The following is a 23437-nucleotide window of genomic DNA, read 5'->3' on the forward strand; positions in this document are numbered from 1 at the left end:
CTGGTGCCGCGGAGGGTCCGGAGCGGACCGCTCAGGGGCCGGTGGGTTCGAAGCCGGCCAGCATCTGCGCCAGCGCGGCCTGGTCGGGGCCGACGAACGGGGAGAGCCCCGCCGCCGAGCCGAGGGTGTCGACCATCCGCTCGGTGATCCCCTCGGCGGCCGGCAGGTGCGTCGACAGGACGAGCTCCGGCGCGCGGTCCCGCAGCAGGTGGAAGCTGTCCAGGAAGCGCTTCGGGTCGACGTTCTCGACCCAGGGGCTGTCCACGCTCGCCCACATCAGCTGCGCGGCGCGCAGGTCCTCGGCCGGGAGGCCGCGGGCGTCCGTGCTCTCGGCGACGTCGGCGGCGGGCATCGGCGCGCCGAAGCAGTCGGAGCTGAAGCAGACGCCGGTCAGGTCGTCGAAGAAGCCGACCGTGGTGGGGTTGTCGAACAGCGGCGGCCGGAACGCGGTCAGCGTGCGGTCGCCGACGTCGAGCGACTGGCCGGGATTGAGCAGGTGGACCCGGTCCAGCGGAAGCGGCGACTCGCAGGACATGATCCCCACCGCGACGAAGGTCGTCACCAGCTTCGCGTCCGGGGCCGCCGCCAGGAGGGCGTCGATGCCGCCGGTGTGGTCGCGGTCCGGGTGGGTGAGCCAGATCCAGCGCACGTCGGCCGGGTCGACCACCTGGGCGAGGACCTCCAGGAAGTGGCGGTCCGGCAGGCCCAGACCGGTGTCGACGACGACCGGCTGCGGCGCGTGCAGCACGAAGGCGTTGACGGGGATGTATCCGATCCCGGGCACCTCGAGGCTGTCGCTGAGGACGCTGATGTCGGGCCGGATGCGGTGAACGGGCATGAGCGGTCTCCCTCCGGGGTGGGGCCGCTCGCAACCGCCCTCCCATCGTAGCGACGCGCAGGGGCATCGGCCCTGGGCGGCCTGGCCGCTCCTCAGGGGACGAGGATGATCTTCCCGGTCGCGGTGCCGGACTCGGCCAGGCGCAGCGCCGCGGCGGCCTCGGTGAGCGGGAGCCGGGTGGCGATGCCGGGCGTGATCCCGCCGCTGCGGACGGCGGCGAAGACCTCGGTGAGGTCGGCCCGGAGGCGGGCGCGGAAACGGTCCTTGGCGAGGGCGTGGCCGGCCCAGATGTTGTAGAAGGTGGCGCGGCGCCGGTTGGGCAGCGCGTTCCACGTCCAGGTGCGGGCGAGGATCTTCAGGACCGGCCACTGCTTGGAACCGGTGTCGTCGCGGGTGGAGGCGCTGCCGTAGGCGACGAGGGTGCCGCCGGGGGCGAGCAGGTGCCAGGAGTCGACGACGCTGCGGCCGCCGAGGTGGTCGAAGACGGCGTCCACGCCGCCGGGCGCCAGCCGGCGCACCTGGGCGGGGACGTCCCCCGTGCGGTAGTCGAGCGGGACGGCGCCCAGGGCGCGCAGCTGGTCGTGGTGCCGCGGGGAGGCGGTGCCGATGACCTTGGCGCCCGCCGCGGTCGCGAGTTGGGCGAGGACCGAGCCCACGCCGCCGCCCGCGCCGTGCACCAGGACCGTCTGACCGGACCGGACGTGCGCCTTGCGGTGCAGCATCTGCCAGGCCGTGATGCCGTTCACGACGACCGTCTCGGCCTGGGCGGGGGAGATCCCGTCCGGCACCTCGACCGTGTCCCGCGCGTCCACCAGCACGTGGCTGGCCCAGCCGCCCACCTTGACCAGGGCGGCCAGCCGCCGGCCGGTCAGGCCCGGGTCGACGCCGGGGCCGGTGCGCAGGGCGCGGCCCACCAGGTCGTAGCCGGGCACGAACGGGAAGGCCGGCTGGTCGTAGTAGCGCCCGCGGCGCATCTGCTGCTCGGCGAAGGACACGCCCGTCGCCTCGACGGCGATCAGCACCTGGCCCGGCCCCGGCTCCGGGACGGGCGCCTCGCGGATCTCGAGGCCCTCGGGCTCGACGATCCCGGGCAGGACGACCTGGACAAGCTGTTCGCGGCTCATGACCACTCCAGTCGGTAGATGCTCTCGCTTCTGTTATAGGTTCTAACTCATCGCCTTCGTGATAGTCAAGAGCGTCAGTGATACCCTCTAGCCGAAAGGTGGTGGGGCTGTGGTCGGGACGGATGCGGGAACGCCGAGGGAGCGGTACCGGGCCCAGGTGCAGCAGGAGATCAAGGCGCACGCCTGGGAGCAGATCCGGGCCGCCGGAGCCTCGGCGCTGTCCCTCAGTGCGATCGCCAAGCGGATGGGCCTGAGCGGCCCCGCGCTCTACCGCTACTTCGCCGGGCGGGACGAGCTGATCACCGCGCTGGTCCGGGACGCGTACCGCAGCCTCGCCGACGCCGTCCGCCTCCGGGCGGAGGCGGGCGCCGACCTCGCCGCGCTGGCGCAGGTCCTGCGCCGGTGGGCGCTGGACGACCCGCAGCGCTACTTCCTCGTCTACGGCACCCCGGTGCCGGGCTACGAGGCCCCCCGGGACACCACGTCCATCGCCGCCGAGATCATGGCCGTCCTTCTGGAGGCGAGCGCGGGGGTGGTCGGGGCCGCCACGCCCGACGACCGGGAAGCTCCGGGCCCGCTCGAGGCCCACCTCGCCGAGCACCGCTCCTGGGACGGTGGCAACCCGGCGCCGTCGTCCGCGCTGCGCCTCGCGCTCGTCTTCTGGACGCGCCTGTGCGGCGTCCTCTCCCTCGAACTCGCGGGCCACTTCACCGGCATGGGGTTCGACCCCGAGGAGCTCTACACCGCCGAGGTCCGCGCCCTCACGGGGGGCTGACCGGAGCGCCGAAGGGCGCCGTCGCCTCGCGCCGGGCCGCGCCCGGGTTCGGGCGGCCTCCAGCGGATGCGGGCGTGCGGGGAAGGGCGCACGATCGAGTCGTGACCGCGATCGTCGTCCTGCTGGAGCTGGAGCCCGCCACGGAGGTGGTGGACGCCGACGTCGGTGAGACCGACATCGGCGCCCGGGTCCGCGCGGTCCACGCCGCGGCCGCCGACGCGGAGGCTCCCGGCGCCCCGCTCCCGCGCACCCTGTGCGGGCTCGACACGGACGAACTGGAGCCCGAGGCCTACGTGCCCGCGGGCCCCGGTGCACCGTGGTATCCGCCCGAGTACCGCAGCCGGCACTGCCTGGACTGCGAAGAGGCGCTGCGTGGCGCCTGATTCCAACGCCCGCGCCTGATCCGACCGCGTGTGATCCGGCCATGCGCTCTCCTCACCGTGTCAACCAGGGTTGACACGGCTTGCTCTGTCAACCTACATTGACAGACATGAGCGAAACCAGGACGCTCGCGGACGCCGCGAGCAGCCGCGATCCGGCGGTCGGCCTGAAGGCCGTGCGCGCCCTGCGCGAACTGGCCGAACGGCTGGAGGACCTGCAGGTCGGCAACGCCCGCGCGCAGGGATGGACGTGGCAGATGATCGCGGACTGCCTCGGCGTCAGCCGTCAGGCGGTCCACAAGAAGCACGGCGGCGGCGGCCGGTTCGGCCGCAGGAAGGAAGACTGACGATGTTCGAGCGGTTCACCGCCGACCTCCGGCGGGCCGTCGTCCTCGCCCAGGAGGAGGCGCGGATGCTGGACAGTGCCACGACCGGCCCCGAACACCTCCTGCTCGGCCTGCTCGGCCTGCCGGGCGACGCCGCCGTCGCGCTGCTCGCCGAGGGCGGGCTCGACCTGCCGACCGCCCGCGAGGCGGTCCGCGGCGGCCACGCCGCGCCAGGCCCGGAGCTGGACGCCGAGGCGTTGGACACCATCGGCATCGACCTGGACGCCGTGCGCGAGAAGGTGGAGGCGGTCTTCGGCGTCGGCGCCCTCAGTGGGGCAGGCAGCGCCGCGGGGCGCCGCAGGCGCGGCGGCGGGGGTTTGCCCGGTGGGCATCTCCCGTTCACTCCCGAGGCGAAGAAGTCCCTGGAGCTCTCGCTGCGCGAGGCTCTCGCGCTGAAGAGCCGGGTGATCCTCCCCGGCCACCTCCTCCTCGGGCTGCTGAGGCTCGAGGAGGCCCCCGCCGCCCGCCTCGTGCACGCCCGCGGCTTCGAACTCGCCGACCTGCGCGGGCGCGTCCGCGCAACCCTCGCCTGAGGGTCGGTCAGTACACCTGCCCGCCAGTCGAATCCGACGATCGGCGGTGTCCAGACCGCCGAGCGGAGGTACCGCCCCGCCCTGCGGTTCGTGGAACATCGAACCAGGACCCCGCCGTACCCCCGTGTGCGGGATCTCTGCCCCGGCCGTCGTGCTCGGCCGGGGCATTTCCCCTTTCCGGGCTACGTCACATGTCGTACGGGCCGATGAGCGTCCACTGCTGGTTCGGGTCGCTGCCGCTGCTGTTGCTCAGGCAGTCCCACTGGTCGACCCTGCCGCCGTTCGACTGGGACCAGCCCTGCACCTCGAGGCACTTGTTGCTGTTCACGTTGATGACCCGGCCGCCGCCCACGAACCACAGCTGGTTGGTGTCCGGGCCGTTGCTGTTGCTGAGACAGTCCCACTGGTCGACGGTGGCGCCGTTGGACTGGGACCAGCCCTGAACCTCGAGGCACTTCCCGCTGAAGGCGTTGACGATCCGGTAGTAGCCGTTCACCGGCTCGAACCGCCACGCCTGGTTGGCGTCGGGGTTGTCACCGGGATAGATGCAGTTCCACTGATCGGCGGTGCCCCCGTTCGCCGAGGACCACCCCCCGATCTCAAGACAAAGGCGGGAGTTGATGTTCTCCATGACGAACGGCTCGGGATCTGAGGCATGGGCCGAGGCGGCTGGAAGCATGACCAGGAAGCCCGCGGCGGCGACGGTCATGCAGAGAGAACGACGCCAGGACGGCAGGATGCGGACAGACAAGGAGAACCCCCCCGGATGTTCACAGGACGGCCGCGACGGCCGGTCGTTGATCGGTGATCATCTTGGATCACGCCCGTCCGGGCGGCAACCGGATTGGCCGAATCACCGCCCCGGCAAGTCCACCACGGGTGCTGACGGTTGCTGGAGTCCGAGCAACCGGGTGAGCTCGGTGAGCGCGCGGCCGAGGGGGAGGTCGACGCGGTGGGCCGCGTGCTCGTCGCCACGGGTGCGGCCCTGGTTGATGATGAGGACCGGGATGCCGCGGCCGGCCGCATGGCGGACGAAGCGCAGGCCGGAGAGGACTGTCAGCGAGGAGCCGAGGACGAGGACGGCGTCGGACTCCTCCACCAGGCGGTAGCACTGGTCCACCCGGGAGCGGGGGACGTTCTCGCCGAAGAAGACCACGTCGGGTTTGAGGGTTCCGTCTCCGCAACCCGCGCAGGGCACCGTGCGGAAGGCGCGGACGAGGGCGTCGGGCAGGTCCGCGTCGCCGTCCGGGTTGATCCGGGTGGCGGTCGCCGCGAAGTCGGGATTGGCCTCCCGCAGTCGGCGGTCGAGCTCCGCGCGCGGGCTGGTCCCGCGGCAGCCGAGGCAGACGACACGGTCGAGGCTGCCGTGCAGCTCGACGGTCTCGACGAGCTCGGCCGTCCCCGCCGCGCGGTGCAGGCCGTCGACGTTCTGCGTGATCACGCCGGTGAGGTAGCCGTGCCGGGCCAGCGTCGTCACGGCGTGGTGGCCGCTGTTGGGGTGGGCCCCGGTGATCGCGCGCCAGCCCAGGTGGCTGCGGGCCCAGTAGCGGCGCCGGGCCTCGTCGCTGCCGGTGAAGTCCTGGTAGGTCATCGGGGTGTGGCGGCGCAGCGTGCCGCTCTCGCCGCGGTAGTCGGGGATCCCCGACTCGGTGGACAGCCCGGCGCCGCTCAGGACCAGGACGCGGCCCGCGCGCACGACGGAGGCGACGGCCTCCACGCTGGTCGACGCCGGGGCCGGCGGGACGCCGGTGGGCGTCCAGGTCAGAGTCGGTCGCATCCGCATGCATGCAGGGTACGGCGATCCTCAGGCAGTCGAGGGGCCGTCCGCGGGAGCCTCGGGCAGCGCATCGGGCAGCGGTGTGGCCCAGTCCAGGACGCGCAGCAGCTCCTCGTCCACCCGGGGAGCGGGCCTGCCGCCACCGCCCGGCCCGCCCGGCTCCCGCGCCGGAGGGGGCCCCGACGGGCCGCGCGCCGCGGTGAGCTGCGCGCTGGCTGCCATGTTCCGCTCGGTGCGCGGCCTGCGGTGCCGCTCGGGCGAGTCTAGGCGATCTGGTGGTGGACACGTCAGCCGGACACGCCGTGCGGTTCGGCGAGCTGCGAGCGGCGCAGGAGCCCTCAGCGGGCGGGGCCCCAGCGGTCGATCGAGGCCAGCAGCATCGCCACGTCGTCCAGGCGGCTGGTCGCGGGCAACGCGTCCGCGAGCAGCCGGTCCGCGAGCTGCTCCAGCGAGGGCACGTCCGCGTGGGCCAGCGCGGCGCGCAGGCGGTCGATGCCGTGGTCGATCTGCCCGTCCGGGCGCTCGACCAGGCCGTCGGTGTACAGGGCCAGCACCGAGCCGGGGGCCAGGACCACTTCCTCGACCGGGAAGGTCGCCCTCGGATCCACGCCCAGCAGCACCCCGCCGCCCAGGTCCAGCACGTCGGTGCGCCCGTCGGGGTGACGCAGCAGCGGGGGCAGATGGCCCGCGCGGACGCCCTGCGCCCGGCCCGTGGCCGGGTCCAGCTCGACGAGGCAGCAGCTGGCCAGCAGCCCGGACCCGAGGTCGGGCAGCAGCTGGTTGACGTGCTCCAGCACCTGCTCCAGCGGGTGTCCGCTCGCCACGAAGGCGCGGACCGCGCTGCGCAGCTGCCCCATGACACCCGCCGCCGCCACGCTGTGCCCCTCGACGTCGCCGATCACCAGGCAGAGCCCGCGCTCGGTGACGATCGCGTCGTACCAGTCGCCGCCGATCTCCATCCCGCGCGTGCCCGGCAGGTAGCGGGCGGCGATGCGCACGTCGTCCAGCCGGGGCAGGGCGTGGGGGAGCAGCGCCTGCTGCAGCCCGCGGGCGAGGGCGAACTCCGCGTCGTACAGGCGGGCACGCTCCAGGGCCTGGGCGATCAGGCCCCCGAGCGCGGTCAGCACGCTGCGCTCCTCGGAGGTGAACGGGTGCGGCTCGTCGAAGCCGAGGATGCAGCTGCCGACCGGGTGACCGGAGGCGATCAGCGGCAGGAACGCCCACGCGCACATCTGGTCCAGCGGGATGCCGGGGTAGGCCCCGGCGAGCTCGTCGACGGACGCGAAGAAGATCGGGGCGCCGCTGGTCAACGTGTCCACCCCGGGGAGCCGGGCGCGCATCGGCGTGCCCTCGAAGGGATCGAGGAAACCCTCTGGGTAGCCCGCCTGAAGCGCCAGGTGCAGCCGGTTCTCCCTGACCACGTAGATCGCCAGCTCCTGGCCGCCGAACGCGGGCAGGATCTGTTCGGCCACCGCCGCGCACACCTCGCGGACGGACACCGCCTGCGCCAGGGCGCCGGCCAGCTGGAGCAGGTGGTAGATCGCGCCCGCCCCGCCCGGCCGGGCCGCCTCGTCGGTCTGCGCGACCGGGACGGCGATGTCCTCCACCGCCCGGCCCTTGCCGCCGGTGGGGAGCGCGCCCGGCTGGACCGTGCCGGTCATGCCCTGCGCGTCCGGCTGCAGCGTGAACGCCAGCCAGCGGTCCGGCGGGCGGCAGGCCAGGAAGGCGGTCGGCTGCCGCGAGATCACCGCCGCCCGGTAGCGGTCCTCGTGGACCGGATCACTCAGCCAGGGCAGCATCTCCCACAGTGTCCGGCCCAGCAGCGTCTCCCGGCCGACCCCGAGCATCAGCTCCGCGCCCAGGTTGGCGTACAGCACCCGCCCGTCCCCGTCGAGCGAGAACACGCCCTGCCGCATCCGTTCGACCGTCTGCGCCGCGGCCGCCGTGGTCCCGATGTCGAGCACCGCGCCGACCAGGTGCGGTCCGCGCACGCCGTGGGCGACCCCCTCGCGCACCCGCGCCCAGACCTGGACGGGGCGCACACGCTTCGAGGCGTCGACGACCCGCAGACGCAGCGGCGGGAACCGGCCCGTCCGGTAGGCGCGCCGCAGCGCGGCCCGCACCCGCGGCAGGTCGTCGGCGTCGATCGCGGTGGTCAGCACCTCGACGGCCCGGCCGGTGCCGGTCCCGGGGGCGAGGCCGAACAGCGAGCAGAGCGCGTCGTCGAGGTCGAGCGCCCTTGTCTCGAGGTCCAGGTCGAACAGCCCGAGCTGGACCGCCTGACCCGTCAGCCAGGGCAGTTCCACGACCGTGGTCCGGGCCTCGACCGACCCGCCGTCGGCGAGCAGCTGGGACAGCTCGGCGCCGAGCCGGCGCGCGGTCTGCCGCAGATGCCGCCGAGCGGTCGTGGGCACGCCCTGGTCGGTGGCCGGCCACAGCGCGCAGAGCACGCCGAAGACCTCCTCGCCGTCCATGACCGGGGTGTAGGCGGACGCGAAGGCGTACGGCAGACCCATCAGCAGCTGCGGGAAGCGGCGCATGGTCTCCTCGGGCCCCGCCAGGTGCACGGTGCGCCGCGAGCGGTAGGCGAGCGATCCCGGGAGCGCGCCCTGCACCGAGACCCTGCGGAACGGCTCCAGCGTGGCGACGGGCACCCCGACGACGGTGCTCAGCACCAGGGACCGGCGGTCCCGTGAGCGCAGGTAGACCATGGAGCCGTAGGCGCCGGTGCCGCGCACGGTGCGTTCCACCGCGTCGGCCAGCAGATCGTCGCAGTGACGGGCGGCGGCTGACGCGAGGCCGCCGGCTCCGCCGCCGCGAGTGGTCCGGGTCGCCCCACCCGGATCATTGGGCACATCCTGGCGCACCCCTTCTCTGTACGCTCGGCCTCCTGGTGTGTCAAGGCGAAACCGCAGGTGGCGGCCCCGCCTGCGCACGCACCCAGCGTGAGCTCGACGGGGCCACGAGGTGAGGGGATCAGTTGCCGCGGTGACGCTGGTGACGTCCGGCCTGCGGTTCTGCCTGGAGGCGGGTCAGCACCTCGTCGGCGATCTGCTCCGCTCCGCCCACGGCGTCGACCGACACGAGCAGGTCGGCGTAGTAGGCCAACACCGGGGCGGTGTCTCGGTGGTACACCCGCTGACGGTTGCGGATGACGTCCTCGGCGTCGTCCTGGCGCCCGCGGGCGAGCAGCCGGTCGACCAGGACGTCCTCGGGCGCGGTGAACTCGACGACGGCGTCGAGCTTCACGCCGGACCCGTCCAGGAGCAGGGTGAGCCCGTCGGCCTGAGGGACCGTCCGCGGGAAGCCGTCCAGGATGAACCCGTGCCGGGCGTCGGGCTCGTCGAGGCGCATCCGCACCATGTCGACGGTGACCGAGTCCGGCACCAGCTCACCCGCGTCCAGGTAGCGCTCGGCGTCCCGCCCGAGCGGCGTGCGCCGCTCGCGGTGCCGGCGGAAGAGGTCGCCGGTGGAGATGTGGGGGACGCCCAGGGCGGAACTGAGCATGGCTGCCTGGGTGCCCTTGCCCGCTCCGGGCGGGCCGATGAAGACGAGTCGCATCTGACGTCGGGGGCCTTTCGTGGCGGAGGATGGCATCCGATCGTCCATCTGGTTCCCGACGCGGCGGTGCGGTATACCCGATCGGTGTACCCGATCCGGGTGTGCGGTGAGTTCAGCGCGAGAACGGTGCGGTGCGCTGGGGGGCCGGGAAGGGAAGACGCTCCCTGCGATCTCTGCGCAGCGCGGCGACCGCCTCGAAGGCGTTGCGCCGCGCATGTTCCTGCCACGGACGGTCCAGACGGGCGATCCCCGCGACCACGAAGCCCGTGAGGTCGTGGAGCCACCGCTCCACGCTGCCGTCGGTCCGGCCGGTGTTTCTCAGGAACGTGGGTGAGCTCTGCATGGCACTCCGATCAGAGGGTGAACAGCACGCCGGTCGCGCGCTGCATCAGACACTCGTTGGTGTAGGTGTGCTGGTACTCCACCGGGTCGCCGTCCCACACGCCCGTCGCGCTGACGGTCACCGGGCGGACGATGTCGGGGCACATCGTCTGGACAGTGGGCTTGGCGGTGAAGTCGAGCCCGTCGGTCCGCAGCGCCGCGCAGGCGGCGGCGGGCGAGGGGTGGGTGCCGCCCGGCTCGTCGCCGCACTGGAGCACGACCGAGTGGCCGATCCCCGGCACGGCAGGGGTGCCCGGGGTCACCGTCAGCACCAGCACCGAGGGTCCCGTCGCCGCCCCGGGGGCGGGATCGGCGAAGGCGAGTGGTGCGGCCGGCGCGATCAGGCCCGTGACCGCGAGGAGAGCGGTGGTGGCCAGTCGACGCGAGTTGTGACGCATGGTGTCCTCCGAGCTGCGTTCCGTGACCGCATGAGCGGTCGGTTCGTCCCGAGCGAGGACACTGCCACACGGTTTTGTCACGTCGTGCAGTTGATGGGCCGAACAGGTCATGACATGTACATATCACAATGGCTGGATTCAGGCTCGCGCCGTTCCGTTTCGCCCCCCTTCGGTTCCCGCTCGACAGCCGCTCAACACCCGCTCCCCACCGGCCCGGTGGCAGCTGGGGCCGGATGGCCAGCGGAATCGCGGCGTCCGCGCGTCGCGCGGGTGCTGACGGGAGTCGTTCGTCGCACCTGCGCAAGCCCGGCGGTCAGGCCACGCCGGAACGGCCGGCATGTGCGCCGGGCGTGGGTTTTTGCGCCGGGCCGGGCTGCCGGTCGTAGCCTCTGATCTTCATGGGTAATACCCCCTGCCGGTGGGCACCGCTTTCATGTCAGAGTGGCCGCCCGTCACACGCTGGGAGAACTGACCGATGTTCACCACCCGTCCCACCCTGCAGGGCACCTTCGGCATGGTCTCCACCACGCACTGGCTCGCCTCGCAGTGCGCGATGGCCGTCCTCGAGGACGGCGGGAACGCCTTCGACGCCGCCGTCGCGGCCGGTTTCGTCCTGCACGTGGTCGAGCCGCACCTGAACGGACCGGCCGGCGAGGTGCCCGTCCTGCTGGCCCCCGTCGGCGTCGCGCCCACCGTCCTGTGCGGGCAGGGGCCGGCCCCGGCCGGAGCCACCGTGGCCCACTACCGCGGGCTCGGTCTGGAGCTCGTCCCCGGCACCGGGCCGCTGGCCGCCGCCGTGCCCGGAGCCTTCGACGCCTGGATGCTGCTGCTGCGCGACCACGGCACCCGGCGCCTCGCCGACGTGCTGCGCTACGCCGTCCACTACGCCGAGTCCGGGCATCCGGCGCTGACGCGCGTCGGCGCCACCGTCGAGACGGTGCGCGAGCTGTTCGAGCAGGAGTGGACCAGCTCCGCCGCGCTCTACCTGCCCGGCGGCCGCGCCCCGCGGGGCGGCGAGCTGTTGCGCAACCCCGCCCTCGCGGCCACCTGGCGACGCGTCATCGCCGAGGCGGAGGCGGCGGGGACGGACCGCGAGACGCAGATCGAGGCCGCCCGCCGCGTCTGGCGCGAGGGCTTCGTCGCCGAGGCGCTGGTCCGCGCCGCCGCCCGGCCGACCATGGACACCTCCGGTGAGCGCCACGTCGGCGCCCTGACCGGCGACGACCTCGCCTCCTACCGGGCCGGCTACGAGGCGCCGGTCACCCTGGACTGGAACGGCTGGACGGTGTGCAAGGCGGGCCCCTGGAGCCAGGGCCCGGCGCTACTGCAGCAACTCGCGCTGCTCCCTGACGACTTCGGAACGGGCGAGACCGCGTACGGCACGGCGGGCTACGTGCACGTCCTGGTCGAGGCTACCAAGCTGGCCATGGCCGACCGCGAGGCCTGGTACGGCGACGCGGCCGACGTCCCGCTCGCCGACCTGCTCTCACCCGGGTACAACGCCGCCCGCAGGTCCCTGATCGGCGACCGGGCGAGCCGGGAGCTGCGGCCCGGCGCCCCCGGGGGACGGCCCCCGCGTCTGCCTGCCTGCGTCGACCGCCTCGCCAAGACCGGCAACGATGACGGCTTCGACGCCCTCGGCACGCCGCCCGCTGGCGCGCTGCCCGCGGGGACGGGCGAACCGACCGTCGGCCGCGACGGCCTGACCCGTGGCGACACCTGCCACCTCGACGTGGTGGACCGCTGGGGCAACATGGTCTCCGCCACGCCCAGCGGCGGCTGGCTGCAGTCCAACCCCGTCGTTCCCGAGCTGGGCTTCCCGCTCGGCACCCGGCTGCAGATGGCCTGGCTCGAACCCGGTCTGCCCAACTCGCTCACCCCCGGCCGCCGCCCGCGCACGACGCTCACCCCCTCTCTGGCGCTGCGCGACGGCGAGCCGGTCCTGGCCTTCGGCACCCCCGGCGGCGACCAGCAGGACCAGTGGAGCCTGCACTTCTTCCTCGCGGTGGCCCTGCGTCCCCGGGTGAACGGGCAACCTGACCTGCAGGGCGCGGTCGACGCCCCGAACTGGCACACCGACGCCTTCCCCAGCTCCTTCTATCCGCGCGGCATGCGACCCGGCAGCCTCGTCGTCGAGGACCGGATCGGCGCGGCGGCGGCCGCCCAGCTCCGGGCCCGCGGCCACGACGTCACCCTCGGCGACCCCTGGTCCGAGGGCCGCCTGTGCGCGGTGGCCCGCGACCCGCGCACGGGCGTGCTCTCGGCGGCGGCCAACCCGCGCGGCATGCAGGGCTACGCGGTCGGCCGCTGAGCCCCGCCAGGGCCGGGGCGGTCCGCCGCCGTCAGGCGGGACTCAGCGCAGTACGCGGGAGCGCCAGGCCGCGAACTGCTCGACCGGGTCGCCCCGCTCCACCCACGGCCAGCCGACCACCGTCGACCCCAGCTGCTCGAACACCGCCCCCGCCTCGGAGGTCCGTCCGGCCTGGGTGAGGGCGTAGGCGAGCAGGTTCAGGTCGGCCAGCGCCGCGGCATGGCGCAGGAAGCCAGGCCGGGTCCACAGGGTCAGGGCACGGTTCAGCACCGCGGCGGCGTGGGGCCGGTCCCACCACATGTCGGCCAGAATGCCGTTGAGCTGGTTGCCGGTCGTGGCCCGGTGGAACTCCCGGACGGACGCGGTGAGTTCCAGCGCCGTTGCGGGGGCGTCCGCCGGCATCCTGGTCTGCTGGGCGTCGACGAACTCACGTGCCTGGCCGGCCAGACCGCACTCCTCCGGCGAGAGGTACGCGAGCACCTGCAGGTGCGCCTCGCGGTTCCACGGGTCGCGGATGACGACGCCCTGCCAGACCTCGTTCAGCTCATGCGACGGGCGACGCATGAGCCGGAGTATCGCCAGCAGCACCACCAGCGGCAACGGGTCCTCGGGCCGCAGCTCACTGGCCTGGTAGCAGGCGTCCGCCGCCTCCGGCAGCTCCGTCGCGGGCTCGCCGCGGGCCACCCGGACCGCCGCCACCCAGGCGCCGAAGATCATTGCGTCGACGCTGCGCGGGCGACGCATGAGCCAGGACCGCTCGAAGTTGAAGTCCGCCGTGTACTCGGCCAGCACCGAGAGCCGGTGCCAGCGCCGGTCCCAGTCCGTGTCCGCGTCCTTCATCAGGCGCTCGGCGGCCTCCACGTTGAAATCCGCCATGCTGCGCATGGTGGAGGGGCTGAGCTGCTTGCACAGCCTGCCCAGTTCTCCGTCGTCCAGCTCGGGCATCAGGCGTGGAGACGACTTGGAGCGCCCAAAAAGTGCCATGAGTCCGGATCCTAGCCAGAGAGTAGGTTTGGTGAAGATAGCCCGGAATGTAACGATTAAGCCGCACCTGTTCCGCGACTGAACCGGGCCGGGGTCGCAGATCATACACATGCGGTGAGCGTGGCGTTACGGGTCGGGCACCCTGAATCGGCCCTGTGAACAAGTCGTGGACAAAGGACCTTGACGGTCTCTCACATGCTGGAATCAACGGCCCGCGGAAGGTCTCACGCGCCGGGCACGAACCGGTCGACCACGAACACGACCCCGGCGGCTCCAGGACCCGGGGCGTCGGCCCCCGAGCGGCCCACCTGCGCCCGACCGGCGGAGTCCGTGGCGGCGTGGTACCCAGGAAGTTGTGACGGAATCCGTTTCCCGGGCGCGGTGGGTCGCACCGCTGCCCTGGGTGCTGATCGCGGTGAGCATGACGCTCGAGCTGACGACGCCGAGCGCCTACTCCTACCTCTCGCTGCTCAGCGCCGCCGCCCCGCTCGCGGCCCTGTACTACCGCACGGCCTGGGTGATCGTCGTGGCCCTCACGGGCGCCGCCGGGATGATCGCCCTGCAGATCGACCAGGGCCGGGCCTACAGCGCGCACTTCGGGGTGGACTTCGGCGCGAACGCGGTGATCGCCGGGGCGGCGGTGTTCTTCACGGTGTCCACGACCCGGTCGAGCGAGCGCCTGGAACGGGTCCAGGCGCTCGCCGAGGCCGCCCAGCGGGCCCTCCTGCGTCCGCTGCCACGGCGGGTCGGCAGCGTCGCCATGGCGGGCTTCTACCGCGCGGCGGACGCGGAGGCGCTGGTCGGCGGCGACCTCTACGGAGTGCGGCAGTCCGCCTGGGGAACCCGGATGATCCTCGGCGACGTCCGCGGCAAGGGCAACGGCGCGGTCGCCACCGTCGCCACGGCCCTGGCCACCTTCCGCGAGGCGGCAGCCGTCCAGAAGAGCCTCAGCGACGTCGCAGAGCGGATCGAGACCGCCCTGATGCTGGACTCGGCCGACGCCCACGACGAGGAGCTCTTCGTGACCGCGGTCCTGCTCGAGTTCCCCTCGGACGAGCCCGTGGTGCGCCTGCTCAACCGCGGGCACCCGCCGGTGCTGCTCCTGGACGCTGACGCTGTCCGCCCGATCGAGGCCCCCTTCGCCCTGCCGCTCGGCCTCGGCTCCATGCTCGGCGTCCCGCGTCAGGACGAGGTCACCCACCGCCTGTCGGACGGCGACCTTCTGGTCGCCTACTCCGACGGCATCACCGAGGCCCGCGACACCCACGACAACTTCTACCCCCTCACCAGCCGGCTCGGCTCGTACTTCACCGGCCGCACCGGCCACCGGCGCAGCCCCGCGCGCGTCGCGGAGTTCATCGAGCAGGACGTGGGCACCTGGGCCGAGACCCTGAAGGACGACGCCGTCGTGCTCGTCCTCGAACGCGCCACCGACTGAACTGCGGGGTTCAGGACTTCCACTGCCAGACCCGGAGCCAGTCGACGAGCATCGTCTGCGGGACCGGCGTGGTGCTGCTGGTGTTGTCCAGGACCAGGTACTGGGCCGCGCCGCCGTTCGTGAAGGGCTCCTGCGCGAGGGTGTAGCCGTCGTAGTAGAACGTCACGGTCCGGTCGTCCGGGTTCCAGTACGAGGCGTAGACGTGCCAGCCCGGGCGGAGACTCGTGCAGGCGCCGGGCGCGCCCGTGCCGTCGTGGACGTGGAAGCAGAGCCGCCCGTTCAGGCCCTCCATCGTGTCGATCTCGCCGTCGGCGGGGTAGCGCTGGCCGTCCGACCAGAAGGCAGGCCAGTTGTCGACGGCAACGGAGGTGGTCCCGGGCGTCCGGATCCGGGCCTCCACCAGGGCGGGCCCGGTGAACTCGAAGCCGCCGGAGGCGCGGCCGTCGTGCGGGTTGCTGGACACGAGCGCGCCGTGCTCGGCGGTGAGCGCCAGCCGCAGGCGGCCGCCGGACTCGGTGACGTTGGCCGAGTCGTAGCCCTGCTTCTCCGAGCTGCTGACCGGGCCGGTGAGGCCCGAGCCGAACCAGCCGGGCCGCCAGATCGCCGTGTCCAGGGCGGTGCCGTCGAACTCGTCGTCGAGGACCAGGTGCCAGTCGGGGAGAGCCCTGACGCCCGGCCTGGTACCGGCGGCCGGGGCCGCCGCGACGAGGAGGAGCGCCGGCAGGACCGCGGCACACACGCTGATCGGACGCTTCACGGACGACCTCGGCTCTCCTCGACGGCCGGCCCCGCCTGCTGCGGGCCGCACGGTGCGTACTGATGCCCCGACGGCGCTTCGCCGCAGGCGTCCGACCCGAGAAGTCACCTGTTCGGCCGGGAGCCCGCGGCGGCGGTCTCGCGCATCCACGCGACCTCCGACCCGCAGAAGCTCCCCGGCTGGACAGCCCGCCCGGACTCACCCGGTGGACACGCGGACCGGCAGGTGGGTGAGGCCGTTGATGAAGTTCGACGTCAGCCGCACCGGCGTCCCGTCCAGCTCCAGTTCCGGCAGCCGCAGGAACGCGCCGAAGAACGCCCGCAGCTGCAGCCTCGCGAAGTGCGCCCCCAGGCACAGGTGCGGTCCCTGGCCGAAGGCCAGGTGGTCGTTGGGGCTGCGGGTGATGTCGAAACGGTGCGGCTCGGGGAAGACCCGCTCGTCGTAGTGCGCCGACACGTGGTAGACCACGACCTTGTCGCCGCGCCGGATCCGTTGCCCGCCGAGCTCGGTGTCGCACGCGGCGGTGCGGCGGAAGCTCAGCACCGGCGGATGCCAGCGCAGCATCTCCTCGACCGCGGTCGGCAGCAGCGCGGGCTCCGCCCGCAGCCGCCGGTACTGCGCGGGGTGCTCCAGCAGGGCGAGGACGCCCCCCGGCAGCGCGCTGCGGACGGTGTCGTTGCCCGCGACCACCACCAGGAAGAAGAACATCTCCAGCTCGGCGTCGGTCAGCGCCCGCCCGTCGACCTCGGCCCGGACCAGCGCCGTCATCAGGTCGTCCCCGGGTTCGGCGCGCTTGCGCCGGGCCAGCTCCTGCGCGTAGTCGAACATGTCGCGCAGCATCGCGGGGGAGCGCGGGTTGACCGGCCGACCGTGCTCGTCGCGTACCACCTGGGCGTGCTCCGGGTCCTGGTAGCCGATGACGCGGTTGGTCCACTCCAGCAGCAGGCGCCGGTCGCCCTCCGGCACGCCCAGCAGCTCGGCCAGGTTGGTCAGCGGGAAGTCGTCGGTCACGTCGACCGGCAGGTCGCAGCGGCCCCGCTCGGCGACCACCCGCAGCAGCGCGGCGGCTCGCGCCGCGATCCGCTCGGAGGAGCGCTCCAGCCGCCGCCGGGTGAACACCCCGGCCGCGATCCTGCGGATCCTGGTGTGCTCGGGCGGGTCCATGTTGAGGATCATCCGCCGGATGAAGTCCAGGTCGTCCGGTTCCGGGTCGCGGATCTGGGTCGCGCCCAGCCAGGACGAGAACACCTCGGGCGTGCGCAGCACCTCCTTGACGTCGCGGTGCCGGGTGACCGCCCAGTATCCCGGCCCGGCGGGCCAGTCGAACACCTCGTGCTCGTCCTGCCAAGCCACCGGCGCCGTGTCGCGCAGCAGGCGGAACGCCTCGTGCGGGATGCCCCGCACGAACACGCGCGGGTCGAAGACGTCCGGCCGCGCCGTCACCATTGGGCGAGGAACCGCTCGACGGACCCGGCGAGGGCCACCGGCGTCTCCTCCATCGCGTAGTGGCCGGCGTTGCCGAGGACCTCCGTCTCCAGGTTCGGGTACCAGGCGGCGAAGGTCGCCCGCATGGTCTCGGCCCCCAGCGCCGGGTCGTGCTCGCCGACGATCACCTTGACCGGCACCGCGCTGCCCTCGATCTCGGCGTGGAAGTCGGTGTGCGCCCAGGCGGGCAGGTAGGCGGCGAAGGCGTCGCGGTCGGAGTTCTCCAGCGAGTGGCGGACCATCGCGTCCAGCCAGACGCCCGTGAGCCGGTTGCCGGTGGTGAGGTCGATGATCGTCCGCCGGTGGCCGGAGTCGTCGGCCGCGCCGGAGAACAGCTGCCAGCCGGCCTCGTCGAAGGGGAGCCCGCCGGCCGGCACGGGCGAGACGCCCACCATCGCCCGCACCCGCTCGGGCGCGTCCGCGTACACGCGCTGCATGACCGTGCCGCCCATCGAGTGCCCGAGCAGCGAGAACCGGTCGAACCCCAGCTCGTCCGCCGCGGCCAGCACGTCCGCGGCCGCCTCGTCCAGCGTGAACCGCCCACTCTCCCCGCGCCGCGCGCCGTATCCCCGGTAGTCCAGCAGGACGTAGCTGAAGGCCTCCCGGTCCAGGTGCGGCAACAGGGCCTGCCACGCCCGCGACGAGCCGAACCACCCGTGCAGGACCAGCACGGCGTGCTCCCCGGTCCCGATGCGCTGAAGCTCCATCAACTGTCCCTCCGTTGACGCGTGCGGGTCCGTGGGTGGGCCCTGCGCGATCCTACGGGGGTCAGGTCGCGTACACGGAGAACCCGGACGCCTGTCCGGCGGGCCAGCCGGTGTTGGCGGTGAAGAACAGCCGCAGGTAGCGGGCCGATGCCGCCGGGTAGGTGAGCGTGGAGGTGTTGCCCGTGGCGGGGTCGAACAGGTGGTTCGCGGAGGCGAGGACGGTCTGGAAGGTGCTGCCGTCGGTGCTGCCCTGGACGGTGAGCGTCTGGGTCCGGGCGCCCCAGGCGGTCGAGGGCGGCAGCGTCAGCACGATGCGCCGCGTCGTGACGGTGGCGCCGAGGTCCACTTGGAGCCACTGCGGGAACGCGTTGTCCACGCTCTCCCAGTAGCTGTTCGGATCGCCGTCGACCGCGTTGGCGGCGACGTAGACCTGGGTGTGGCCGCTGTCGGTGACGGGCTGGTGCAGCGCCAGGTCCGGGTTCGAGCCCCCGCCTCCGCCCCCCGAGCCGGTGACGGGCTGTGTGGGGCGGGTCGCGGTGAGGGCGCTCTGCCCCTTGAGCATGCTGCCGCCGTCGGCCGTGAGCCGCAGGTAGTAGTCGCTGGAGCAGGCGGTGCCGTCCTCGTCGAGGGCGAGCAGCCCGGAGCCGGCGGGCACCTGGCCCTGGTTCTCGGCGGTCTTCGCGATCTGGTTGCCCTCGCCGAACTCGTCGAACATGGAGATGTAGACGGACCGCACGCCCGCCCGGGTCATGTTGTAGAACTGCCGCCACATGAAGTCGCCGTGCGCCCGCTGGCGCGCCGACAGGTCGCCGGGGAGCACGCACGGTTGGTAGTCGATCCCGTGGGCGTCGCAGTCGGCCAGGTCGGGGACGGTGGCGTTGGTGTAGAAGTTGTCCGCGTCCGCGGCGGTGCCGATCCGGCCCACCATCCACGGCGACAGCATGTCGAACGCGTGGTAGACGTCCAGGTACCCGGCCCGCGAGTCGCTGGTCCCCAGCCGCCACCAGGTCGGTACGCCGCCCATGACGTAGCAGCCCTGCGCCTTGAACCAGCTGATGACGTCGGCGCAGGAGGACGGGGACCACGGGTGGTTGGCGTCGTCGAAGCCGAAGCCCCAGATCCCGACGACCGGCTTGCCGTTCTGCCGCGCGTACGCGGGGGACGCGGTGTGGGCGGACATCAGGTCGGTCCAGTCGGCCTTGATCTCGGACTGCATGTTCGTCCAGCCGCTCACGTCGTACATCACGTAGAACTTCACGCCGTGCGCCTCCGCGGAGGACCGCAGGCGGGCGGTGATCGCGTTGCGGGTCGGGCCCTCGCTGCCGTTGGGGTCGAACCGCTGCAGCGCGGCGGTGTCGCAGCCGTTCTGGCGCATCCACTGGACGTGGGTGTCGATGGTCTGCTGGTCGTAGGAGGAGAACAGCGTCGCGGGCCCTCCGCCGTTGAGGCCGGCGTACGCGGTCGGGTAGACGCCCGAGAGGTCGCGCGAGTCCGGCCAGGCCTTGATCACGTTGTTGCCCGGCGAGGGAGCCTGCGACCAGTTCTGGCTCCAGTGCCACCAGGCGTCGATCGGCGCCCCGTCACCGGGGCAGGCGAACCAGCCCTGGTAACCGACGGTCACTTTGCCGACGACGTCGCCGACCGCGCTCGCGGCCCGCGCGGCGCCGGGCAGCGCCAGCCCTCCGAGAGCGACCCCGGCCGCGCCGGCGGAGACCGTGGACAGGAAGGTGCGACGGGAAACGGTCATGAGCCATCCCTGAGTCGGGCGGCCGCTGGCGTGGGGGATCCGGCCGCGCTCCGGGCGTGAGCGTATTGACGCCGACACTTCAAGGCAAGAGTCAGAGGAGATTGCGCAAGAAATGATGTATCCAACGCAAGAAACGTAGCCGCTTCGACAGTTCTTTAGTGGAACGGGCTGCCCCCGGACGTTCGGGTGAGCCCCCGGCCCGTGGGCCGGGGGCGCGCGCGTCAGGCCGGGAGTTCGATGCAGAGGGCGTGGTGGAAGACGTCGCGGGGGTCCCAGCGGGCCTTGACGCGTTGGAGGCGGGGGTAGTTGTCGCCGTAGTAGTGGGTGGACCAGGGGACGCCGGAGGTGTTGAGGGTGGGGTCCTCGTCCTCGGAGTACCAGATGGACCGGAAGACCGCCTTCATCACCACGTCGCGCTGGGCGACGGCCGTCGCCTGCGGTGCGATGCGCTGGATCTCGCCGCCGTAGCCGATGAGCAGCATGCCGCTCTGCTGGTCGCCGGTCTTGTCGGTCAAGTGTGCGTAGATGGAAATGAGTTGGGCAACGGTGAAAGCGCAGGTACGCCGCCTTGAGCCTGTAGCGGCGCGTCGCGACGTCGCCGCCCTCGCCCGTGCCGGGCCAGGTCGTGGCGTGGAGCCAGGAGCTGGAGAAGGGGCCGGGCGCCGGGGCCGGGCCGGTGTCCTTGACCAGCGCGGCGTAGTAGTCGCCCAACAGCTGGTCCGCGTTCGGGAGGTCGCCGTCCATCTGGGTGATCATGGAGAAGGTCCCCGCCGAGCAGTGCATCGGCAGCAGGACGTTGTACAGGCCGGTGCCGGGCGCGCCCGGGGGCGCTGTTCTGCGGCGACCCGCCGGCCGGTGCGCACGGCGTCCGCGACGGCGCGCACGACCTGGTCCGTCGGCCAAGCCGCCTGCGGTGGCCAGGATCTGACGGCGGGTGGGCGGCTGGTCCGGGTTGGGTGCCATCGCGGTTCCCCCTGGTGTGATACGACCGAACGGCGGACGATCTCAGACGCGCGGCCACGCTACCCACGACCGGGCGGAGGATGCCGCTCCGCCGTCGGCGGGTCGTCGGATCCCCCCGACGGAACCACACGGCCCGAACCGCACATGCTGCACGTGCCGAGGGCCGGACCCCCGGCGGGGTCCGGCCCTCGGACGTGCGTGCGTGCCCTCTACCGCAGGTGGACGGGGCTCGGCGCGCCCTGGATGTAGTGCTCCAACTGGTCGATGGTGAACTGCTGGTCGGCGATCTGCTGCTTGAGCAGGTCACCGATGGAGACGATGCCGCTCAGTCGTCCGTCGTCGAGGACCGGCAGGTGACGCATGCGGTGCTCGGTCATCAGCGCCATGCACTCGTCCGCGCTCTGGGTGGGTTCGACGTAGCGGACCTTCCCGGTCATGATCTCGTCGACGCGCGTCGTTCCGGCCGAGCGTGCGCAGAGCTCCACCTTGCGGGCGTAGTCCCGCTCGGTGACGATGCCGACGATCTGGTCGTCGGCGATGACGACGAGAGCTCCGATCCCCTTCTCGGCCATCAGCTCGAGTGCGGCGAGAACCGTACTGTCCTTGCCGATCGTGTGGACGGTACGACCACCGTCGGATTTGGCGGCAAGAACCTGTGCCACGGTCAGGCTCACGTCATGTCCTCCTTCGCTGGCCGGCCGACATCTCCCCCTTTCCTCTCTTCATGCCCACATCCATCCCCGCCGGAACGGATGTAGTGCGGGCCACTCGCTCTCCCCGTTTGGGTCGCGCCGGGCCCGGTTAGGCGCGGCCAGGACAGGCGCGTGCGCGCAACCAGGACCCCGGGGAGGTCACGTGAATCCAGCCGTCGAGTCGGTGACAGTGCCGCTGATCGCGATCGCCGCAGCCATGGTGGCCGCGTGGCTCGCGGTCGAGGCCGTCGAACGGGTGGCGCGGCGCACGATCCGCGGCCGCGCCGCGCGCGGCCTGTCCGTGCGGCTGCTGGGACGCTGCCGCCGCCCGCTGCTGGCCACCCTGGTGCCGCTGGCGCTGCTGATCGCCGGCAGCCGCTTCCGGTGGGCGGGCGACGCGGACGGCGTCGCCCGGCACACGCTGGTCGTGCTGCTGATCGCCGCCGCGTCCTGGCTGGTCTACCAGGTCGCCAGCGTGGGCTTCGACCTCGGCCTCGCCCGCTACACCGTCCAGCCCAGGGACGCCGCGCGGGTGCGCCGGGTGCGTACCCAGGCCGACCTGATGCGCCGCATGACGGGCGCGTTGTGCGCGGTCCTCGCCGTCGCGGCGATCCTGATGACCTTCCGCACCGTGCGCACCATCGGCACCAGCGTCTTCGCCTCCGCGGGCCTGATCGGGGTGATCGCGGGCATCGCCGCACAGAGTACCCTGGCCAACCTCTTCGCCGGCATGCAGCTCGCCTTCGGCGACATGATGCGCATCGGCGACGAGGTCGTGGTGGCCGACGAGTGGGGCACGGTCGAGGAGATCACGCTCACCTACGTGGTGGTCGCCACCTGGGACCAGCGCCGCATCGTCATGCCCGCGTCCGCCTTCGCCGGCAAGCCGTTCGAGAACTGGTCCCGCCGCGACCCAGCGATCACCGGCACCGCGCTGATCCACGTCGACTACCGCACCGAGATCGCCGACCTGCGAGAGCGCCTGTCCGAGGTGCTGCTCTCCACCAAACTCTGGAACGGCGACGGCCAGGCCCTCCAGGTGGTCGACACCACCCCGACGACCCTGGTCGTCCGCGCCCTGATGACCGCCGACAACGCCTCCGACGCCTTCGAACTCCGCTGCCTCGTCCGCGAGGAGCTCGCCGCCTACCTCCGCGACGAACAACCCCACGCCCTGCCGCGCGTCCTGGTCGCGACCTCCGGCGGCGACGGCGCGCCGCGCACCCCCCGGGACCAGCTGTCTGAGGAGCGCCGTTGAACGGCGGGCGTCTGTCCGGCTGACGGCCAGAGATGAACCCCCGGGCCGGGAAAGGGGTGGGGCCGCACACAGCCGACCCGCTCGGACCCGGGGATCGCGCCCTCCCAGTCGTCGGCGCGGCGGGCGGCCCAGTCACGGCCTTTCTACCACTCGTGTCTGCGGCCGGAGCGTGGCCGGTGAAAGGTGTTGTCGCCACCTGGGGCGATCGCTAAGGTCGGTCGGGTGACTGCCGGGTCGGCCATGGGCCACGCACGAGTGAGGTTCCCGGCCTCGGCGTGAGCCTTGGGCGGGCACGAGGCCCGCCCCCCTTCTTCGAGTCTTCGCTCCCGGCGCCCCCGTCCGGCGCCCCCGATCCAGCGGATCCCAAGACCGGAGAAACTCCACTGATGTCCCATGACCAGCAGTACCCGCACGAATCCCTGCTGCCGACGGCCGGTGTCCAGCTGAACCACACGGCTGTCTATGCAAGCGACCGGCGCCTGTCCGCCGAGTTCCTCGCAGCAGTCCTGGGCCTGGAGGTCGGCGCCCCGTTCGGGCCGTTCCTGCCTGTGGACCTGGGCAACGGCGTGACGCTCGACTTCTACGAGAAGAGGAACGAGCCGATCCAGTCGCAGCACTACGCCTTTCTCATCCCTGACGAGCAGTTCGACGCCGTGATCGCCCGCCTGGACGCGGTCGGGGTCACCTACTACGCCGACCCCGGCCACACCGAGCCGGGCCGGACCAACGGATGGTTCGGCGGTCGCGGCGCCTACTTCGACGACCCGGACGGTCACAACATGGAAGTCATGACCAGGCCCTACGCCCGGCCATAGGTCGTCACGGGCCGACCGGTGCGCGGACCAGTGCCCTGTGCGTCCGGACGTGGCGGCCCGTGAAGCCGCCGCAGTCGGTGTGGTGCAGGCCCGCGTCGTGGTTGGGCGGCCCCGGCCCGGCCGCCCA

At 72.7% G+C, this 23437-nt stretch carries 24 protein-coding genes; 8 read left to right on the forward strand and 16 right to left on the reverse strand.

Annotation, left to right across the window (positions count from 1 at the left end; genetic code table 11):
• Positions 1-31: 31 nt before the first annotated feature.
• Positions 32-838 carry an MBL fold metallo-hydrolase gene (locus TR49_RS04100; protein WP_042377234.1) on the reverse strand — a complete coding sequence of 269 codons (807 nt, stop codon included), beginning with the start codon at positions 836-838 and terminating at the stop codon, positions 32-34.
• 92 nt (positions 839-930) lie between these two features.
• Positions 931-1962, reverse strand: coding sequence for a medium chain dehydrogenase/reductase family protein (locus TR49_RS04105; RefSeq protein ID WP_042377237.1), 1032 nt, complete (start codon positions 1960-1962; stop codon positions 931-933).
• Between the two features lie 109 nt (positions 1963-2071).
• Between TR49_RS04105 and TR49_RS04110 the strand changes: the two genes are divergently transcribed.
• The 4 genes from TR49_RS04110 to TR49_RS04125 all read left to right on the forward strand — a co-directional run bounded on the left by TR49_RS04110 (position 2072) and on the right by TR49_RS04125 (position 4036).
• The gene (locus TR49_RS04110) at positions 2072-2737 is read left to right on the forward strand and encodes a TetR/AcrR family transcriptional regulator (RefSeq protein ID WP_042377239.1); all 666 of its coding nucleotides are present in this window, start codon (positions 2072-2074) and stop codon (positions 2735-2737) included.
• Positions 2738-2838: 101 nt separating this feature from the next.
• On the forward strand, positions 2839-3120 hold the full coding sequence (locus tag TR49_RS04115) for a hypothetical protein (RefSeq protein WP_052433997.1): 282 nt from the start codon (positions 2839-2841) through the stop codon (positions 3118-3120).
• Between the two features lie 107 nt (positions 3121-3227).
• The gene (locus tag TR49_RS04120; RefSeq protein ID WP_042377242.1) at positions 3228-3464 is read left to right on the forward strand and encodes a hypothetical protein; all 237 of its coding nucleotides are present in this window, start codon (positions 3228-3230) and stop codon (positions 3462-3464) included.
• A 2-nt stretch (positions 3465-3466) separates the two neighbouring features.
• Complete coding sequence (locus TR49_RS04125; protein ID WP_042377245.1) at positions 3467-4036, forward strand: Clp protease N-terminal domain-containing protein; 570 nt, start codon at positions 3467-3469, stop codon at positions 4034-4036.
• 187 nt (positions 4037-4223) lie between these two features.
• On the opposite strand, the gene TR49_RS04130 is transcribed toward TR49_RS04125, so the two are convergent.
• From TR49_RS04130 to TR49_RS04155, 7 genes are all read right to left on the reverse strand, one after another.
• Complete coding sequence (locus TR49_RS04130) at positions 4224-4745, reverse strand: RICIN domain-containing protein (protein WP_052433998.1); 522 nt, start codon at positions 4743-4745, stop codon at positions 4224-4226.
• Between the two features lie 144 nt (positions 4746-4889).
• Positions 4890-5819, reverse strand: coding sequence for an NAD-dependent protein deacetylase (locus TR49_RS04135; RefSeq protein WP_042377254.1), 930 nt, complete (start codon positions 5817-5819; stop codon positions 4890-4892).
• A 21-nt stretch (positions 5820-5840) separates the two neighbouring features.
• Positions 5841-6035 carry a hypothetical protein gene (locus TR49_RS42395; protein WP_152627055.1) on the reverse strand — a complete coding sequence of 65 codons (195 nt, stop codon included), beginning with the start codon at positions 6033-6035 and terminating at the stop codon, positions 5841-5843.
• Positions 6036-6151: 116 nt separating this feature from the next.
• Positions 6152-8680 carry a SpoIIE family protein phosphatase gene (locus TR49_RS04140; RefSeq protein WP_236653215.1) on the reverse strand — a complete coding sequence of 843 codons (2529 nt, stop codon included), beginning with the start codon at positions 8678-8680 and terminating at the stop codon, positions 6152-6154.
• Positions 8681-8789: 109 nt separating this feature from the next.
• The gene (locus TR49_RS04145) at positions 8790-9374 is read right to left on the reverse strand and encodes an adenylate kinase (RefSeq protein WP_042377259.1); all 585 of its coding nucleotides are present in this window, start codon (positions 9372-9374) and stop codon (positions 8790-8792) included.
• A gap of 112 nt (positions 9375-9486) precedes the next feature.
• Entirely contained in the window at positions 9487-9717 is a 231-nt protein-coding gene (locus TR49_RS04150; RefSeq protein WP_042377261.1) for a hypothetical protein, read from the reverse strand.
• 10 nt (positions 9718-9727) lie between these two features.
• A complete protein-coding gene (locus TR49_RS04155) occupies positions 9728-10153 on the reverse strand; it encodes an SSI family serine proteinase inhibitor (RefSeq protein ID WP_052433999.1) in 426 nt (141 codons plus the stop codon).
• Between the two features lie 475 nt (positions 10154-10628).
• On the opposite strand from TR49_RS04155, the gene TR49_RS04160 reads away from it, so the two are divergent.
• Entirely contained in the window at positions 10629-12464 is a 1836-nt protein-coding gene (locus tag TR49_RS04160) for a gamma-glutamyltransferase family protein (protein ID WP_042377263.1), read from the forward strand.
• A gap of 42 nt (positions 12465-12506) precedes the next feature.
• Here the strand turns inward: TR49_RS04160 and TR49_RS04165 are convergent, their stop codons facing one another.
• Positions 12507-13448 (reverse strand): hypothetical protein, encoded by a 942-nt coding sequence (locus TR49_RS04165; RefSeq protein WP_042377265.1) that lies wholly within the window; start codon positions 13446-13448, stop codon positions 12507-12509.
• A 355-nt stretch (positions 13449-13803) separates the two neighbouring features.
• On the opposite strand from TR49_RS04165, the gene TR49_RS04170 reads away from it, so the two are divergent.
• Positions 13804-14886, forward strand: a complete 1083-nt coding sequence (locus TR49_RS04170) for a PP2C family protein-serine/threonine phosphatase (RefSeq protein WP_052434001.1) — start codon at positions 13804-13806, stop codon at positions 14884-14886.
• Between the two features lie 10 nt (positions 14887-14896).
• Here TR49_RS04170 and TR49_RS04175 read toward each other — a convergent pair whose 3' ends face one another.
• The 6 genes from TR49_RS04175 to TR49_RS04200 all read right to left on the reverse strand — a co-directional run bounded on the left by TR49_RS04175 (position 14897) and on the right by TR49_RS04200 (position 21219).
• A complete protein-coding gene (locus TR49_RS04175; protein ID WP_042377267.1) occupies positions 14897-15643 on the reverse strand; it encodes a glycoside hydrolase family 16 protein in 747 nt (248 codons plus the stop codon).
• A 198-nt stretch (positions 15644-15841) separates the two neighbouring features.
• On the reverse strand, positions 15842-17089 hold the full coding sequence (locus tag TR49_RS04180; protein ID WP_042377269.1) for a cytochrome P450: 1248 nt from the start codon (positions 17087-17089) through the stop codon (positions 15842-15844).
• On the reverse strand, positions 17083-17835 hold the full coding sequence (locus TR49_RS04185) for an alpha/beta fold hydrolase (protein ID WP_042377271.1): 753 nt from the start codon (positions 17833-17835) through the stop codon (positions 17083-17085). Before TR49_RS04185 ends, TR49_RS04180 begins: the two co-directional genes overlap by 7 nt.
• A gap of 61 nt (positions 17836-17896) precedes the next feature.
• Positions 17897-19582, reverse strand: a complete 1686-nt coding sequence (locus tag TR49_RS04190; RefSeq protein WP_042377273.1) for a glycoside hydrolase family 99 protein — start codon at positions 19580-19582, stop codon at positions 17897-17899.
• A gap of 221 nt (positions 19583-19803) precedes the next feature.
• Positions 19804-20097, reverse strand: a complete 294-nt coding sequence (locus TR49_RS44880) for a BBE domain-containing protein (protein WP_052434002.1) — start codon at positions 20095-20097, stop codon at positions 19804-19806.
• A 657-nt stretch (positions 20098-20754) separates the two neighbouring features.
• On the reverse strand, positions 20755-21219 hold the full coding sequence (locus TR49_RS04200; RefSeq protein WP_042377276.1) for a CBS domain-containing protein: 465 nt from the start codon (positions 21217-21219) through the stop codon (positions 20755-20757).
• Positions 21220-21400: 181 nt separating this feature from the next.
• On the opposite strand from TR49_RS04200, the gene TR49_RS04205 reads away from it, so the two are divergent.
• On the forward strand, positions 21401-22495 hold the full coding sequence (locus tag TR49_RS04205) for a mechanosensitive ion channel family protein (protein WP_236653216.1): 1095 nt from the start codon (positions 21401-21403) through the stop codon (positions 22493-22495).
• Between the two features lie 386 nt (positions 22496-22881).
• Complete coding sequence (locus tag TR49_RS04210) at positions 22882-23310, forward strand: VOC family protein (RefSeq protein ID WP_042377277.1); 429 nt, start codon at positions 22882-22884, stop codon at positions 23308-23310.
• The last annotated feature ends 127 nt before the right edge of the window (positions 23311-23437 follow it).

This window comes from Streptacidiphilus melanogenes, assembly GCF_000787835.1.
GTDB lineage: Bacteria > Actinomycetota > Actinomycetes > Streptomycetales > Streptomycetaceae > Streptacidiphilus > Streptacidiphilus melanogenes.

Coding starts and splice junctions, on each gene's coding strand:
- TR49_RS04120 (WP_042377242.1), top strand. CDS start 3,228: ATGAGCGAAACCAGGACGCTCGCGGACGCCGCGAGCAGCCGCGATCCG.
- TR49_RS04190 (WP_042377273.1), bottom strand. CDS start 19,582: ATGACCGTTTCCCGTCGCACCTTCCTGTCCACGGTCTCCGCCGGCGCG.
- TR49_RS04185 (WP_042377271.1), bottom strand. CDS start 17,835: ATGGAGCTTCAGCGCATCGGGACCGGGGAGCACGCCGTGCTGGTCCTG.
- TR49_RS04100 (WP_042377234.1), bottom strand. CDS start 838: ATGCCCGTTCACCGCATCCGGCCCGACATCAGCGTCCTCAGCGACAGC.
- TR49_RS42395 (WP_152627055.1), bottom strand. CDS start 6,035: ATGGCAGCCAGCGCGCAGCTCACCGCGGCGCGCGGCCCGTCGGGGCCC.
- TR49_RS04150 (WP_042377261.1), bottom strand. CDS start 9,717: ATGCAGAGCTCACCCACGTTCCTGAGAAACACCGGCCGGACCGACGGC.
- TR49_RS04155 (WP_052433999.1), bottom strand. CDS start 10,153: ATGCGTCACAACTCGCGTCGACTGGCCACCACCGCTCTCCTCGCGGTC.
- TR49_RS04125 (WP_042377245.1), top strand. CDS start 3,467: ATGTTCGAGCGGTTCACCGCCGACCTCCGGCGGGCCGTCGTCCTCGCC.
- TR49_RS04130 (WP_052433998.1), bottom strand. CDS start 4,745: ATGACCGTCGCCGCCGCGGGCTTCCTGGTCATGCTTCCAGCCGCCTCG.
- TR49_RS04165 (WP_042377265.1), bottom strand. CDS start 13,448: ATGGCACTTTTTGGGCGCTCCAAGTCGTCTCCACGCCTGATGCCCGAG.
- TR49_RS04135 (WP_042377254.1), bottom strand. CDS start 5,819: ATGCGGATGCGACCGACTCTGACCTGGACGCCCACCGGCGTCCCGCCG.
- TR49_RS04210 (WP_042377277.1), top strand. CDS start 22,882: ATGTCCCATGACCAGCAGTACCCGCACGAATCCCTGCTGCCGACGGCC.
- TR49_RS04145 (WP_042377259.1), bottom strand. CDS start 9,374: ATGCGACTCGTCTTCATCGGCCCGCCCGGAGCGGGCAAGGGCACCCAG.
- TR49_RS04180 (WP_042377269.1), bottom strand. CDS start 17,089: ATGGTGACGGCGCGGCCGGACGTCTTCGACCCGCGCGTGTTCGTGCGG.
- TR49_RS04105 (WP_042377237.1), bottom strand. CDS start 1,962: ATGAGCCGCGAACAGCTTGTCCAGGTCGTCCTGCCCGGGATCGTCGAG.
- TR49_RS04160 (WP_042377263.1), top strand. CDS start 10,629: ATGTTCACCACCCGTCCCACCCTGCAGGGCACCTTCGGCATGGTCTCC.